The organism is Flavobacterium sp. GSB-24 (genome assembly GCF_027924665.1).
Classification (GTDB): domain Bacteria; phylum Bacteroidota; class Bacteroidia; order Flavobacteriales; family Flavobacteriaceae; genus Flavobacterium.
Window position 1 is genome coordinate 99,698 of record NZ_AP027043.1, and the last position, 15,482, is coordinate 115,179.

Here is a 15,482-nt window from a genome sequence, read left to right on the forward strand (position 1 = left end):
AAATTTCAATATTTAAATCCCAAATTTCAATTTACTGGTGTTTGGGATTTTTCATTTTAAAGTATCAACAACAAACGTTGGTGGGACTTTCATTATAACCATTTTATTAATTTCTCTTAGATCAATCTTTTTATCTGTCTTAGTAAATTCATGATCAATCTTTATTCTATCTAATGATTTTCCAAAAAGCCTAAATAAAATTGACCCGTTGTGTCCATGAATTTTAAGCTTCTTTAATTGATTCTTATACTTTAATACAAATGCATTCGTTTCTCCATCTTCAACCAAACTTTCATAGCTGTCTTTCTTTGGAAAAGTTATAGTATCCAATATATTATAAATTCTTTCTTTTTCTTCGTCGTTCAAAATTGTAAAGTATGTTTCTTTCTTGAAACCATAAACATTAGTATAATAAAGTGTGTCTGAAGAATTGAATTTCAAATAATAAGATTCATGAATATTCCATTTGAAAAAAGTAAAATCATAATCTTTCTTTGGAGATTCACAGCCAACTAAAATTAGCCCCAAAACAATTATCAATGTTCTCATATTTTATTAATTCTCTTTGTGGAGCTACTTACAGAGATTTCTCTCCCGAAGCCTCGGGATCAAAATGACAAGATTGAAGATAATCTTCATGACAAAACCTCTATCAAAATTTTGACAAAGCCTGAAAACTTAAAACATTAAACTTGGAATTTAAATCTTTTAGTCTTCCAATATAATAGAAGGCAGATTCTCATTCAGCCATTTATATTTATTGAGAATCATAATATGGGTTCCGCCTTTTACGATAATACACTTATTGATATATTTTATTGGAAAAACCTCGTCTTGATCTCCGTGAATGTGAATTACATTTTCATCAATTTGATTTCTATCCCAGCGAATCACACTTTCTACAGCCCATTGCAGATAACCTAAATCACGGACTGATAAAAACTTCTCGTAAAGTTTAATTCTCTTATTGACTTTTTCGCCAAATGAAAATTTAGCCAATTTTTCAATATTTAAAATCAACTGCATCGGAATTAGCTTATATGCTTTTGTGCTCTTCCCTATTTTCATTCTTCTAGGAAACTCCGCATTGCTTCTTACACTGGATATAATAATAATTTTTCGAGTTTTTATATGTTTCGAAATTTCCTGAACTAAAATTCCGCCAAAGGAAACACCAATTAAAACAGGGTTTTCATGTTTTATCTTTTCACTAATTCGAAGCGCATAATCTGAAAGTGATTCTTTAGGCTTGGGAATCTCCCACTCCAAAAGAAACATTTCAAAAACATCTTCATCTAATTGTATTCTTTCAAAAATAGACGAACTTGCTGCCAGACCCGGCATAAAATAAACTGGAATTTTACTCATATTATTAAAATGAAATTACCTTATGACATTTATTTTAAAAAAATAAAGTTACTTTTTAATATCATCTTAATCAAATTTCGCTCCACATTATTAATTGAATCCAAAAAAATAAACTTAGAAACAATTGCTTAAAGTTTATCTCTTCAAAAAATAATTTAATATTGAAAATCAAATGATTACCTTTGTATTTGAAATATTTTTTGGCTTTAAAATCTTATAAAGAATTTTCTGTCAATACTATTTCAATTCCCAAATTCAATTTATAAACATAACCTTAAAAGAAATTACTATGGAAACTTTTGTAACTATGGAAATCAAAGACAACACTTTTGCACGCCAATTTGAAACTGTCGTACCTGAAGGAATGCTGGCAGTTGAATATTCATTTCAAGAAAAAAAAATCTTCTTAACTAAAATCAACACACCAGATTCGTATCAAAATGAAGAAGCTATTAACGCTTTACTTAAAAACATTTTAGAATTAAGCTCTGAAAAAAATTACAGAGTTGTTCCAATTCATCCAAAGATTGTTTCTTTTTTCAAAAAAAATCCTAGATATAAAGAACTGCTTCCTCCTGGAATTAGAATCTAAAAATATCCAATAATTCGGAGCCACAATCCTCCAATTACCATATAAATAAAGAGCATAACTAAACCAGTTATAAGTCCTTTGACCCACCAGCTCTTTAAATCGACGTAGCCGCTCCCAAAGAAAACGGGTGCCGGACCATGACCATAATGCGTTAATGTTCCGTATAGCGAACCTATAAAACCAAGCATAAAAGCAAGCAGCAGTCCTGGAATTCCAAGCGAAACTCCTACGCCAAGCAATGCGGCATACATTGCCGCTACGTGTGCTGTTGCACTTGCAAAAAGGTAATGACTAAAAAAGTATACAAGCACAATAATCGGGAAAGCCATTTGCCAGCTTAATCCACCAATTTCTGCTTTTACAAGATCACTAAACCACGCAATGAAGCCTAATTCATTGAGCGAACTGGCCATCATTACTAAAACAGAAAACCAAACAATTGTATCCCAAGCTCCTTTTTCGGCTTTTACATCATCCCAAGTTAAAACCGAAGTCAGCAATAAAATTACTAATCCTATAAATGCTGTTGTTGTCGCATCAATAGAAAATAAATCTCCAGTCATCCAAAGAAAAAGAAGTATAAAAAACGTCAGCAGCATCATCCATTCGTTTCTGGTTATTGCTCCCATTTCTTTTAATTTCTGAGATGCTATCTGCGGCGCATCGGCTGTTTTTTTCAATTCTGGAGGATAAATTTTATACAACACAAACGGAATGACAAAAAATGCACATAAACCTGGAACAATCGCCGCAGCTGCCCACGACATCCAAGCTATTTTTATTCCTAAATTAAGCGCAAATTTTTGACACATCGGATTACTTGCCGTACCTGTTAGAAACATTGAAGATGCTATCAAATTCATATTATAACTATTTAAAGTCAAATACGAACCCAGCTTTCTGTGTGTCTCGGGCTGATCAGGCATTGAGCCAAAACTCATAGACATGGATTTCATGATCGGATAAATAATCCCTCCCCCTCTTGCCGTGTTACTCGGAACAGCTGGCGCCAGCACTAAATCGGCCAATCCTAAACCATAAGCCAATCCTAAAGAACTTTTCCCGAATATTTTGATGAATAAAAAAGCAATTCTATTTCCTAAACCTGTTTTGATAAAACCTCTGGCTATAAAGAATGAAATTCCAATTAACCAAATTACTTTATCTCCAAAACCTCTCAAGGCCAAAGTAATCGATTTTCCTGGATCGCCTGGAGCCAAAACCTGTGACATTGCCGTTAATGCAATTGCAATCATACACATAGTCCCCATAGGAGCTGCTTTTAGAATAATTCCTAAAATTGTAGCTACGAAAATGGCAAATAAATGCCACGCTTCTATTACAACGCCATTTGGTGCAGGAATAAACCAAATTGCAATTCCAATTGCCAGCGTTATCAGGGTCTGAGGAATTTTTACTTCTTTCATAAAAAACAAAATTTAGGTGAATTAAAGTCGTAGTTGTAATTGAATTAAGAATAAATCATCATTATAGGTTGATGTATCTGGAACACTTTTATCAAATCGATCAATTTCAAATCCCAATTCTATTCGACCCGTATAGGCTTTTCCAAATTCTAAACTTACCATTGGCGTATAGGTCTGCCTTACATTTGAATTGACCTTATAACTAGGATCAAATGTTTCGTAACGACATGATAATTCTAAAGCAGTCAATTTTTTGTAGTTTACAACATATCTCAGATTTGGCAGAAAATAAATCCCTCGCATTTGATAATCAGCAACATTATCTGTTCTGCTTTCTACTGGCAGAGAAAAATATAAGTTATGATTTGTTCCTTGTTTGTATTCGATTTGAAGATCGAAAGTAAATCTGTCTGTAAGTTTAAAATCACTGGTTATATCTGCACCAATTGCAAAAACATCTTCTTTAAACACTTTTCCGAAACCTCCGTTCAAACCCAGATTAATTTTGTGTTCTTTTGATAATTCGAAAACCCATCTTGTAGAATATTGTTTTCCATTATCCTTATCCATTTCTACATTTTTTCCATTTCCATTTAATACAGAAACAGCGTAATTGACTGGAATTTTTCCGATATCGAAAGCTCCAGTTGCGGAAGCTCCTATCTGAAAGCTGGTCCATCCATTTTTTCCGAATTCGTAATATTGATTTGAAAAGTCAAAAGATTTTATAATATCCACCGGAACAAGCTCTTCTATACCAAATGCAGGACGGAATTGCCCTCCTGTTAGAGCAATGTATTTACTAAAAGTATATTTTCCATAGGCATTTTCCAAAACTTTACCTTTTGTATCGGATTTAAAATCAGCTAAATTGACTAGGATCACAACTTCTGTTGCTTCACTTAATTTGGTATTTAAACCAACACGCATTCTTTTAATATCAAAAGACTGCTGTGTAACATCACCAGTAGAGTGGTGAACCCCTAAAACATCAACATTATCGCCAAAACTTTCTAGATATCTTGCCTGCAAAAGACCTTTGATTTGGTATTGTGGATATTTTACCTCGTTTTCTGGCTTTTCAGTTTTTCCACTTTCATTTACATAGTCTTGGGCTTGCAGCAAAAGCGGAGTTAAAAAGAAGAAAAAAACAATTGGAAATAGTAGAATTTTATTCATAGACTTCAAATAGATAAAATATTAGTTTTTTATACAACTGAATTCAAATCAGAATTATGCTTTTTGAAAACCAAAAAGCTAACTACTTACAGCTAAAACGAAATGGGACTACTAAAATAGCAAAAAAATACATCTCTTGTAAAAAAAGTTGCATTAAAATAATGTTATTAAAAATAAAAAAAGCACAAGAATTAACTTGTGCTTTTAATTTGAATCTATTTTGATTTATTTTTCGATCTCTCTCATAGAGTCCATTTTCTTATGAGCAAGGAAACCTGCAACATCTTCAAAGTGTTCTTTTACTCTTTTATTTCCGAACTCAAAAACTTTAGTTGCTAAACCGTCAAGGAAATCACGGTCGTGAGAAACTAAGATTAAAGTTCCGTCAAAATCACGAAGCGCATCTTTGATAATATCTTTCGTTTTCATATCCAAATGATTCGAAGGCTCATCCAGAATCAATAAGTTTACAGGTTCCAACAATAATTTTATCATTGCCAAACGTGTTTTTTCTCCTCCTGAAAGCACTTTTACTTTTTTGGTAATATCATCACCTTGGAACATGAAAGCACCTAAAATATTTTTAATTTGTGTTCTAATATCTCCAACTGCAATACTGTCAATTGTTTCAAAGATCGTTGCGTTTTCATCTAGTAAAGCCGCTTGATTTTGAGCAAAATATCCAATTTGTGCATTGTGACCGATTTCAACACTTCCAGAATCAACACCAATTTCTTTCATAATCGCTTTGATCATGGTCGATTTTCCTTCACCATTTTTCCCAACAAATGCTACTTTTTGACCACGTTCGATTACAATATTTGCATCTTTAAACACAACATGATCTCCGTAAGATTTAGACATTTCTTTTACAATAACAGGATATTGTCCAGAACGCGCTGCAGGCGGGAATTTTAAACGCAATGCCGAAGTATCTACTTCATCAACCTGAACAATTTCAAGTTTCTCCAGCATTTTTACGCGAGACTGCACAGCATCTGTTTTAGAAAATGTTCCTTTAAAACGATCAATAAAAGCACGATTTTCTGCAATCATTTTTTGCTGTTCATCGTATGCTTTCTGCTGATGGATACGGCGGTCTTTTCTTAATTCTAAATAATGAGTATATTTTGCTTTGTAATCGTAAATTCTTCCCATTGTAACCTCAATAGTACGATTTGTAATATTATCTACAAACGCTCTATCGTGCGAGATTACTACAACAGCTTTGGCTTGGTTCAACAAGAAATCTTCTAACCATTGAATACTTTCAATATCCATGTGGTTCGTTGGCTCATCCAGTAAAATTAAATCTGGTTTTCTCAATAAAATTTTAGCCAGTTCGATACGCATTCTCCATCCTCCAGAAAATTCAGAAGTCTGACGTGTAAAATCTTCGCGCTCAAAACCTAAACCTACTAATATCTTTTCTACTTCAGCTTCGTAATTTACTTCTTCAATAGCATAAAATTTTTCGCTTAAGTCAGAAACTCTTTCGATCAATTTCATGTATTCGTCACTTTCATAATCTGTACGAACTGTTAACTGCTCATTGATTTCGTCTATTTCAGATTTCATTTTAAAAATCTCACTGAATGCTTTTGATGCTTCTTCCATAACAGTCGCCCCATCTTCAGTAAGTAAATGTTGTGGCAGATAAGCAATTACTGCTTCTCTTGGAGCAGAAATACTTCCAGTTGAAGGTTTGTTTACACCAGCAATTATTTTTAAAAGTGTCGATTTTCCCGCACCATTTTTACCCATAAGGGCGATTTTATCATTTTCATTGATAGCAAAAGAAACATCGCTAAAAAGTGTAGTTCCACCAAACTGAACCGAAATATCGTTAACTGTAATCATTTAGATTTTTAGATTTTAGACTGCTTAGATTTTTAGATTTCTAAGCAAGTATTTTTTTGAAAGCGCAAAGATAGATTTTAATTGGATAATGTACCAATTAGGGAATTAGAAAATGTGACAATTTGATAATTAGATCATTTGTTTAATTTGAAAATGTGTCGTTTTTAAAATTCACAACAAAACAAACCCGACAGGTTTCAAAAACCAGTCGGGTTTGCTAAAATTATCTCATTTTCAAATTGACTAATTCTCTAATTAAATCAGTCTTTTCTCCATTTTTTGGTTTCTTCAAAAATGTGTTCTAAAATTGCGGCTTCAGTTTCATCAAACTCAATGTTTCTGCGTCCCATAACCAGTTTGGCTGTTTCAAAAGCTTTTTTGGTTACATAAGTCGTAAAACCCGCTGCGCCTCCCCAAGAAAAACTTGGCACAAAATTACGAGGAAAACCAGATCCGAAGATATTGGCACTTACTCCAACAACAGTTCCGGTATTAAACATTGTATTGATACCACATTTACTGTGATCTCCCATCATTAAACCACAAAACTGAAGTCCTGTTTTTGCAAAACCTTCCGTTTCATAGCTCCACAATTTTACTTCTTCGTAGTTATTTTTCAGGTTTGAATTATTAGAATCGGCCCCTATATTACACCATTCGCCTAAAACAGAATCTCCTAAAAATCCTTCATGTCCTTTATTCGAATTTGCAAAAAGCACAGAGTTCTTAACCTCTCCTCCAATTCTAGATCCCGGCCCTACAGTTGTCGCTCCGTAAACTTTGGCAGACATTTTTACTATTGCATTTTCGCATAAAGCAAAAGGCCCTCGAATTACAGTTCCTTCCATGATCTCCGAATTCGCACCTATATATATAGGACCATTTGAAGCATTTAAAGTTACAAACTCCAATTTGGCTCCTTCTTCGATAAATATATTTTCGGGTGCAATTACATTAACACTTTTTGGAATTGGCTGCGATTTTCGATCTTCTGTCAAATAATTAAAATCTTGACGGATCGCTGCATCATTTTTAGAAAAAATATCCCAAGTATGTTCAATAGTTATACAGTCATCATTGTACTGAATAATTTCGTAAGAATCAAAATCGATTTCTTCTTGGTTTTCGGTTGCAAAAAATGCAATTACATCTTCTCCTTTAAAAATGGCCTGATTTTCGGTTAAGTCAGAAATCATCTCTACAAGTGTATCATTTGGCAAATACGCTGCATTGATCATTACATTTTCTTCCATTTCAACCATTGGAAATTTTTCTGATAAATATTCTTCGGTAATAGTGGTAATTGTTGAACCTAAACGTTTTTCCCATTTTTGACGGATGGTCATAATTCCGACCAAAATATCAGCCACAGGCCTCGTAAAGGTAAAGGGTAATAACGCATTCCGAACGGGCCCGTCGAAAAGAATGTAGTTCATAAATAATTGAGTGTTTGTTAAAATTTGATTTGGTTACCTGACCCCAAAGTTACAAATATTTTACGGGTTTACTAAAAAACCACTTTAACGAAAAGTAATATTTAACGCATAAAAAAAAGCCTTCCAGATCTGGAAGGCTTTTGTATAATGTAAAACAGCTATTATTTTTTAGCGTGTTTAGCGTATTTAGTTTTGAATTTATCAATACGTCCTGCAGTATCGATAAGTTTAGATTTACCAGTATAAAAAGGGTGAGATGTTCTAGAAATCTCCATTTTTACAACTGGATACTCAACTCCGTCAACTTCAATTGTTTCTTTTGTATCTGCAGTAGATTTAGTGATAAAAACGTCATCATTTGACATGTCTTTAAATGCAACTAATCTGTAATTTTCTGGGTGAATTCCTTTTTTCATCTTTATCTTTTATTTATTGTTTGGAGTATTTTTATTTTGAAGCTTTTTCATGGTTAGAAAAAGGTGTAAACAAATGATACTCTTTTTGTTTAAAAACTTTTAATTATTTTTGAGTGTGCAAATTTACAATTCTTTTTTAATAAACAAATACTTAGCCCACTTTTTTTTAGTTTATTTCGAAAAGCTTTTTTTATCTCCGATTATAGTGGGAATTACTATATTTGTGGATTAATTTTAAAACATATAGAAATATGATTAATGAAGTTATAAAAAAGAACGGTATTACTTATGGTGTAATGATTGGTATTGCATCTGCTTTGGTTACTGCAACGATATATGCTGTTGATTTAAACCTCTTTACAGCTTGGTGGATGGGTATAATTGGAATAGCAATAAGTCTTACAATAAGTATTATTTTGCTTTCTAAAACAAAGAAGGAATTAAATGGCGTTTTTACTTTCAAAGATGCTTTTACCACTTATTTTATAGCTGCAGTAATCGGTATTTTGATTTCTACAACTTTTAATATTATTCTATTTAACGTAATTGATCCAGGAGCTAAAGACACTTTAAGCGAAATTATGATCAAATACACTGTAAATATGATGCAGAAATTTGGTGCTCCAGCTTCAGGTATTAACGAAGCAGTTGCTAAAATGAAAGAAAGTAGTCCGTACTCTACTATAGAACTAGCAAAAGGATCTGTTTTTGCAATTGTTATCAGTGCCATTTTTGGATTGATTTTCGCTGCATTTTTTAAAAGCAAAACTACACAAGAATAAAAATATAAATGAATTTATCTATACTTATACCGCTTCTAAACGAGGAGGAATCACTTAAAGAACTTTATACTTGGATCATTAAAGTGATGCAATCTAACAATTACTCTTATGAAATCATTTTTGTAGATGATGGTAGTACAGATAATTCTTGGCAGATAATTGAAGGTTTTTCTAATGAAAATCCGAATGTAAAAGGCATTCGTTTCATGAAAAACTTTGGAAAATCGCAGGCTTTACATGCTGGTTTTGCCAAAGCAAAAGGTGACGTTATTATTACAATGGATGCCGACCTGCAAGACAGTCCAGATGAAATTCCTGAATTGTACGAAATGATTACAGCTCAGAAATACGATTTGGTTTCAGGCTGGAAAAAGAAACGTTACGATTCTGTTGTAGCAAAAAATCTTCCTTCAAAATTATTTAACTGGGCTGCCAGAAAAACTTCTGGTGTTGAGTTAAACGATTTTAACTGCGGATTAAAAGCATATAAAAATGTTGTTGTCAAAAACATTGAAGTTTCTGGCGAAATGCACCGTTATATTCCTGTATTGGCTAAAAATGCCGGTTTCGGAAAAATTGGCGAAAAAGTGGTAATTCACCAAGCTAGAAAATATGGGGAGACCAAATTTGGAATGGAACGTTTTATTAACGGATTTCTTGATTTGATTACGATTTGGTTTTTATCGCGTTTTGGAAAAAGACCAATGCACTTATTTGGCGCAATGGGATCAATAATGTTTATAATCGGATTTTTGTCTGCTGGATATATAGGCGTTTCAAAACTATACCATATGTATAACGGAATGAAATATACTTTGGTTACAAATAATCCGTGGTTCTACATTGCTTTGACTACAATGATTTTAGGAACTCAGCTTTTCTTAGCTGGATTTTTAGGTGAAATTATTTTAAGAACCAAAAACAACGAAGAAAGATATAAAGTAGCACGTGAAGTAAATTTTTGACACAAATCAGGAAAAAAAAATCTTTTTGAGTCAAATTAATTTTTGAAGAAAAACTACCTTTATTTAAAACATAAAAGAAAATTTACATGAATATAGCACCTAATATTTTAAATGCTGTAAATGAATGGCTGACACCAACATTCGATCAAGAAACACAAGCTGCTGTTAAAGAATTAATGACTACTTCACCAAAAGAACTTGAAGAAAGTTTTTATAAAAACTTAGAATTTGGAACTGGAGGTATGCGTGGCGTTATGGGCGTTGGAAACAACAGAATTAACAAATATACGCTTGGAAAAAATACTCAGGGTTTATCTGATTATTTACACGAAGTTTTTCCAAACGAACCTCTAAAAGTTGTTATTGCTTACGACTGCCGTCATAACAGTAATACTTTGGCAAAAGTGGTTGCAGATGTTTTCTCTGCAAACGGAATTCACGTTTATTTGTTTTCTGACTTAAGACCAACTCCAGAATTATCTTTTGCACTTAAATACCTAGGGTGTCAATGCGGAATCGTTCTTACAGCTTCTCACAATCCGCCAGAATATAACGGATATAAAGTGTATTGGCAGGATGGCGGACAAATTGTACCTCCACAAGATGCAGCAATTATTAATGTAATCGAAAATCTAGATTACGACAAAATTAAATTCAACGCAAACGAAAGCTTGATCCAGTATATTGATACTGATATTGATAAAGCATTTATTAAGTCATCTATCGAAAACGCAAGTTTTAATACTCCTGCAGAAGCTAAGGACAATCTTCATATTGTTTTTACTTCATTACACGGAACTTCAATAAAATCAATTCCAGATACTTTATCTCAGGCTGGCTACAAAAATGTTCATATTGTACCTGAACAGGCAGTTCCAGACGGAGATTTCCCAACTGTAAAATCACCAAACCCAGAAGAACCAGAAGCTTTAACAATGGCTTTGGCTTTGGCAGATAAAACAAATTCTGATATTGTTGTAGGAACAGATCCTGATTGTGACCGTCTGGGTGTTGCCGTTAGAAATAATGATGGTAAAATGATTTTGCTTAACGGAAACCAAACTATGGTTTTAATGACTTCTTTCCTTTTGAAACAATGGAAAAAAGCAGGCAAAATAAACGGAAAACAATTCGTTGGTTCAACAATCGTTTCCACTCCAATGATTATGGAATTGGCTACAAGTTATGGTGTTGAATGCAAAGTTGGTTTAACAGGATTTAAATGGATCGCAAAAATGATCAAAGATTTCCCTGAACTTGAATTTATCGGTGGTGGTGAAGAAAGTTTCGGATTTATGGTTGGCGATGCGGTTAGAGATAAAGATGCAGTTGCTGCAACGTTATTAATATGCGAAGTTGCCGCACAAGCAAAAGCTGCCGGAAGCTCTGTTTACAAAGAACTTTTACAACTTTATGTTGAAAATGGTTTTTACAAAGAATACTTAGTTTCATTGACTAAAAAGGGAATGGAAGGGTTACAAGAAATTAATCAGATGATGATTGATTTACGTAAAAATCCTTTGAAAGAAATCAATGGTCAGCGTGTGATTATGGTTGAAGATTATCAATCATCTACTGCATTGAATTTGTTGACTAATGAAGAATCTACGATGGATATGCCGAAATCGAATGTATTAATTTATTATACAGAAGACGGTTCTAAAATTTGTGCAAGACCAAGCGGAACAGAACCAAAAATTAAATTCTACATCAGCGTAAATGCCGAATTAGAATCTGTTCAAGATTTTGATGCTGCCGAAAGTTTCTTAGATCAAAAAATACAGAATATCATTGCAGATATGCAATTGAAATAATAAAAATACAAATACACTTTTCAAAAACCCGATAGCTTATTAAGCTATCGGGTTTTAATGGTAAAAAACACCAAAATGAGTAATTTCAAAAAAATAGTTCCTTTTATATATCCGTATAAAAAATACGCATTCTTAAATATCTTTTTTAATATTTTGTATGCGCTTTTTAGCACCCTTTCTTTTGTCGCTTTAATTCCGATGCTTCAGGTTTTATTCGACAAAACAAAACAAAATTATACAAAACCAGTCTATCAGGGAATCTTAAAAATTCAGGATTACGGTCAAGACTATTTAAGTTACTATATCACCACAACAAAAGGAACTCATGAAGCTGGATATATTTTATCCGTAATGGTGGCAATTATTATTTCTATCTTTTTACTTAAAAACTTAGCCGATTATTTAGCTATGTTTTTCATTAACTTTTTAAGAAATGGTGTTTTAAGAGACATGCGAAATGCTTTGTACAAAAAGACATTAGAACTGCCTTTGGCCTTTTATTCAGAAAAAAGAAAAGGAGATGTGATTTCAAGAATTTCTGCTGATGTAAACGAAGTACAAACTTCATTTTTGGCAATTCTAGAACTTATAGTAAAAGAACCTTTAACTATCATCTTCACTATAATTACAATGTTAATTATTAGTGCGAAACTTACTCTGTTTGTATTTATATTTATTCCAGTATCTGGTTATATTATTTCATTAATTGGAAAACAATTAAAGAAACAATCCGGTAAAGCACAACAAGAACAAGGTGCTTTTTTATCGACAATTGAAGAAACTATTGGCGGACTAAAAGTTGTAAAAGGATATAACTCTGAAGAATATTTCAATAACGTTTTTCAAAACTCAACAGAACGATTTTTTAAATTATCTAATAGTATTGGAAACCGTCAAAATTTAGCTTCTCCTGCAAGTGAATTTATGGGAATTACCGTAATTGCCATTTTACTTTGGTATGGAGGTCAAATGGTTTTAATAGACAAAACTCTTGACGGCCCTTCGTTTATTGCCTATATGGGATTAGCTTATAATATTCTAACTCCTGCAAAAGCAATTTCTAAAGCTTCTTATGGAGTAAAAAAAGGAAACGCAGCAGCAGAGCGTGTTTTAGAGATTTTAGATCAGGAAAATCCTATTACAAGCAAAACAGACGCAATCGAAAAAACAACTTTTGACGATACTATATCTGTTCAAAATATCAACTTTAAATATGAAGATGAAACCGTTTTAAAAGACTTTTCTCTTCAAATTAAAAAAGGACAAACTGTTGCTCTTGTTGGACAATCTGGAAGCGGAAAAAGTACTATCGCCAATTTGTTAACTCGTTTTTACGATGTTAATGACGGATCAATTTCTATTGACGGAATTAATATTAAAGATATGAACCTGAAGTCTCTTCGCGGTTTAATGGGCTTGGTAACTCAAGACAGCATTTTATTTAATGACACGATAAAAGCCAACATTGCATTAGGAAAATTAGATGCAACTGACGACGAAATCATTGAAGCTTTGAAAATCGCAAACGCATACGAATTTGTAAAAGATCTGCCAGCTGGCATTTACACCAATATTGGCGACAGCGGAAACAAGCTTTCTGGCGGCCAAAAACAGCGTTTATCTATTGCGAGAGCAGTATTGAAAAATCCACCAATTATGATTCTGGATGAAGCAACATCTGCATTGGACACAGAAAGCGAAAAATTTGTTCAAGTTGCACTCGAAAACATGATGCAGAATAGAACTTCTATTGTAATTGCCCACAGACTTTCGACAATTCAAAAAGCAGATATAATTGTGGTGATGCAAAAAGGAAGAATTGTAGAACAAGGAACTCACGAAGAACTAATTGCAAAAAATGGAACTTACAACAAATTGGTAACCATGCAATCTTTCGAATCTTAAGACACACATACAATTAAATAATCTACACAGATTAAGGAAATATTAAAACTCAGTTTAATTTCTTTAATCTGTGTTTATTTTTATAACTTTAGGTGAGTTAAAGAATAAATTTTAATCTCCATAAAATGTATCTTAACCATCCGAACATTACACTTCCTGAAGATCCTGACACTATAGTTTGGAAATATCTTGACTTATCTAAGTTCTTAGACTTATTACTTTCTAAGAAATTATTTATGTCTCGTTCAGACAAATTTGAAGATCAATACGAAGGCACTTTCAGCGAGCCTACTTACGAAGAGATTAAAAAGCTTGCAATAAACAATCCTGACTTTTTAAAATACTACAAAACACAACGAGAACAAGTTGCTATAAGCAGCTGGCATATTAATGAATATGAATCGTTTGCCATGTGGCAGATTTTTACACAAAACAGCGAAGGTTTAGCGATTCAGTCTACTATTGGAAGATTACAAAAAGCTTTAAAACCAGAGAACAACTTTGATCAATATATTGGCGAGGTAAATTATATCGATTATAAAAAAGAATATATTCCGTTTGATGATTTATTTTTTCCGTTTTTATTTAAACGAAAAAGTTTTCAATACGAACGCGAAGTCCGCATTATTACTGATACTTCAAAAAGCGACATAAAACTAAACGACGGATTAAAAATCAATGTTGACATCAATCAACTAATTGAGAAAATATACATTCATCCAAAATCTGAAAACTGGTATAAAAAACTAGTTATCGAATTGGTCGAACGTCTAGATTTTGGTTTTGAAATTGAAAAATCTGATTTGGAAAGTGATATATTGATATGAAGGTACTAAGATTCTGAGGCGCTAAGATTCTAAGTTTTTTTTCTTACTGAACAAAAAAGCCGTTTAAAAATTATTGAAATAATTTTTAAACGGCTTTTTATAAAACCTTAGAATCTTAGCGCCTCAGAACCTTAGCAACTTAGATCGGTTTATAACTTTTAACTTCCCATTTTTTAGAAGTCAAATCTATATAATTATAATGTAGTACATCATTTTTATCGAATTGTCCGTTTTGGTTGGTATCTTCAATAGTTCTGAAATACAAACGGTTTTTCGATTCAATTAAATTCCAATCTACCAACTCTTGAAGATCAGCAGAAACTTTTGTAAAGTTTTCTCCGCTGATATCACTTAAATATAAAGTTTTAATATCGCTGGTATCTATTTTTCCATCTTTGTTTGTATCTGAATCTGTCAGCGTGTAAACCATAACATTATTATGGGTTTTATCTGCAACAGTTTTTAAATAAGTGGCAGTTAAAATCAAAATTGGTTTATCTGATAAAGGACGAATAGAATCTGAATCTACTTTTTGAAATTTCAAATTTTGCAAATAACCCGTGATTTCATATTCACCTAAGTTCGAAATAGTAAAACTAACGTCGTTTACAGTTGAGGAACCAAATCTTGCTTTAGAACCTTTTTCATATACTCTTAAATCTCCAACTGGATGAATTAAATAATCCGTCCCCTGCATTTGAATAGGCAGATCTGCAACTTCTACCTGCGTAGAATCGGCTTTCGTGACACTTACCTTATTTGATACGTCGTAACTTACTTTTGGTTTTTTAACTTCTTCGCGGCAGCTTATAACTGTTCCAACGATTACCAAGGCTATATATTTAAAATACTTTTTCATCTAGGCGGATTATATTCGATTATCAAATATACTATTTTTGATTGTAATTTTG

At 32.6% G+C, this 15,482-nt stretch carries 14 protein-coding genes; 6 read left to right on the forward strand and 8 right to left on the reverse strand.

What is annotated here, in order from left to right:
- Positions 1-51: 51 nt before the first annotated feature.
- Both QMG60_RS00515 and QMG60_RS00520 read right to left on the reverse strand, forming a co-directional pair.
- A complete protein-coding gene (locus QMG60_RS00515; RefSeq protein WP_281866546.1) occupies positions 52-549 on the reverse strand; it encodes a hypothetical protein in 498 nt (165 codons plus the stop codon).
- A gap of 159 nt (positions 550-708) precedes the next feature.
- Complete coding sequence (locus tag QMG60_RS00520) at positions 709-1,368, reverse strand: alpha/beta hydrolase (protein ID WP_281866548.1); 660 nt, start codon at positions 1,366-1,368, stop codon at positions 709-711.
- Positions 1,369-1,657: 289 nt separating this feature from the next.
- Between QMG60_RS00520 and QMG60_RS00525 the strand changes: the two genes are divergently transcribed.
- On the forward strand, positions 1,658-1,960 hold the full coding sequence (locus QMG60_RS00525) for an N-acetyltransferase (RefSeq protein WP_230406408.1): 303 nt from the start codon (positions 1,658-1,660) through the stop codon (positions 1,958-1,960).
- On the opposite strand, the gene QMG60_RS00530 is transcribed toward QMG60_RS00525, so the two are convergent.
- The 5 genes from QMG60_RS00530 to QMG60_RS00550 form a co-directional block, all read right to left on the reverse strand.
- The gene (locus QMG60_RS00530; RefSeq protein WP_281866550.1) at positions 1,957-3,387 is read right to left on the reverse strand and encodes an anion permease; all 1,431 of its coding nucleotides are present in this window, start codon (positions 3,385-3,387) and stop codon (positions 1,957-1,959) included. The genes QMG60_RS00525 and QMG60_RS00530 overlap by 4 nt on opposite strands.
- 21 nt (positions 3,388-3,408) lie before the next feature.
- Positions 3,409-4,566 carry a porin gene (locus QMG60_RS00535; RefSeq protein ID WP_281866551.1) on the reverse strand — a complete coding sequence of 386 codons (1,158 nt, stop codon included), beginning with the start codon at positions 4,564-4,566 and terminating at the stop codon, positions 3,409-3,411.
- A 225-nt stretch (positions 4,567-4,791) separates the two neighbouring features.
- Positions 4,792-6,426, reverse strand: a complete 1,635-nt coding sequence (abc-f, locus tag QMG60_RS00540) for a ribosomal protection-like ABC-F family protein (RefSeq protein WP_281866553.1) — start codon at positions 6,424-6,426, stop codon at positions 4,792-4,794.
- Between the two features lie 260 nt (positions 6,427-6,686).
- A complete protein-coding gene (locus tag QMG60_RS00545) occupies positions 6,687-7,862 on the reverse strand; it encodes a GlmU family protein (RefSeq protein ID WP_281866554.1) in 1,176 nt (391 codons plus the stop codon).
- A 161-nt stretch (positions 7,863-8,023) separates the two neighbouring features.
- On the reverse strand, positions 8,024-8,278 hold the full coding sequence (locus QMG60_RS00550; RefSeq protein WP_011921626.1) for a type B 50S ribosomal protein L31: 255 nt from the start codon (positions 8,276-8,278) through the stop codon (positions 8,024-8,026).
- 251 nt (positions 8,279-8,529) lie between these two features.
- Between QMG60_RS00550 and QMG60_RS00555 the strand changes: the two genes are divergently transcribed.
- The 5 genes from QMG60_RS00555 to QMG60_RS00575 all read left to right on the forward strand — a co-directional run bounded on the left by QMG60_RS00555 (position 8,530) and on the right by QMG60_RS00575 (position 14,571).
- On the forward strand, positions 8,530-9,060 hold the full coding sequence (locus QMG60_RS00555; protein ID WP_134142493.1) for a DUF4199 domain-containing protein: 531 nt from the start codon (positions 8,530-8,532) through the stop codon (positions 9,058-9,060).
- Between the two features lie 8 nt (positions 9,061-9,068).
- Complete coding sequence (locus QMG60_RS00560; protein WP_057117759.1) at positions 9,069-10,025, forward strand: glycosyltransferase family 2 protein; 957 nt, start codon at positions 9,069-9,071, stop codon at positions 10,023-10,025.
- An 86-nt stretch (positions 10,026-10,111) separates the two neighbouring features.
- Entirely contained in the window at positions 10,112-11,839 is a 1,728-nt protein-coding gene (locus tag QMG60_RS00565; protein WP_281866557.1) for a phospho-sugar mutase, read from the forward strand.
- 75 nt (positions 11,840-11,914) lie between these two features.
- Positions 11,915-13,744 carry an ABC transporter ATP-binding protein gene (locus tag QMG60_RS00570; RefSeq protein WP_281866558.1) on the forward strand — a complete coding sequence of 610 codons (1,830 nt, stop codon included), beginning with the start codon at positions 11,915-11,917 and terminating at the stop codon, positions 13,742-13,744.
- Positions 13,745-13,869: 125 nt separating this feature from the next.
- The gene (locus QMG60_RS00575) at positions 13,870-14,571 is read left to right on the forward strand and encodes a DUF2971 domain-containing protein (protein ID WP_134142488.1); all 702 of its coding nucleotides are present in this window, start codon (positions 13,870-13,872) and stop codon (positions 14,569-14,571) included.
- A 139-nt stretch (positions 14,572-14,710) separates the two neighbouring features.
- Here QMG60_RS00575 and QMG60_RS00580 read toward each other — a convergent pair whose 3' ends face one another.
- On the reverse strand, positions 14,711-15,430 hold the full coding sequence (locus QMG60_RS00580) for a hypothetical protein (protein ID WP_057117755.1): 720 nt from the start codon (positions 15,428-15,430) through the stop codon (positions 14,711-14,713).
- Positions 15,431-15,482 lie beyond the last annotated feature (52 nt).

Coding starts and splice junctions, on each gene's coding strand:
- QMG60_RS00550 (WP_011921626.1), bottom strand. CDS start 8,278: ATGAAAAAAGGAATTCACCCAGAAAATTACAGATTAGTTGCATTTAAA.
- QMG60_RS00575 (WP_134142488.1), top strand. CDS start 13,870: ATGTATCTTAACCATCCGAACATTACACTTCCTGAAGATCCTGACACT.
- QMG60_RS00520 (WP_281866548.1), bottom strand. CDS start 1,368: ATGAGTAAAATTCCAGTTTATTTTATGCCGGGTCTGGCAGCAAGTTCG.
- QMG60_RS00515 (WP_281866546.1), bottom strand. CDS start 549: ATGAGAACATTGATAATTGTTTTGGGGCTAATTTTAGTTGGCTGTGAA.
- QMG60_RS00580 (WP_057117755.1), bottom strand. CDS start 15,430: ATGAAAAAGTATTTTAAATATATAGCCTTGGTAATCGTTGGAACAGTT.
- QMG60_RS00545 (WP_281866554.1), bottom strand. CDS start 7,862: ATGAACTACATTCTTTTCGACGGGCCCGTTCGGAATGCGTTATTACCC.
- QMG60_RS00560 (WP_057117759.1), top strand. CDS start 9,069: ATGAATTTATCTATACTTATACCGCTTCTAAACGAGGAGGAATCACTT.
- QMG60_RS00530 (WP_281866550.1), bottom strand. CDS start 3,387: ATGAAAGAAGTAAAAATTCCTCAGACCCTGATAACGCTGGCAATTGGA.
- abc-f (WP_281866553.1), bottom strand. CDS start 6,426: ATGATTACAGTTAACGATATTTCGGTTCAGTTTGGTGGAACTACACTT.
- QMG60_RS00565 (WP_281866557.1), top strand. CDS start 10,112: ATGAATATAGCACCTAATATTTTAAATGCTGTAAATGAATGGCTGACA.
- QMG60_RS00535 (WP_281866551.1), bottom strand. CDS start 4,566: ATGAATAAAATTCTACTATTTCCAATTGTTTTTTTCTTCTTTTTAACT.
- QMG60_RS00570 (WP_281866558.1), top strand. CDS start 11,915: ATGAGTAATTTCAAAAAAATAGTTCCTTTTATATATCCGTATAAAAAA.
- QMG60_RS00525 (WP_230406408.1), top strand. CDS start 1,658: ATGGAAACTTTTGTAACTATGGAAATCAAAGACAACACTTTTGCACGC.
- QMG60_RS00555 (WP_134142493.1), top strand. CDS start 8,530: ATGATTAATGAAGTTATAAAAAAGAACGGTATTACTTATGGTGTAATG.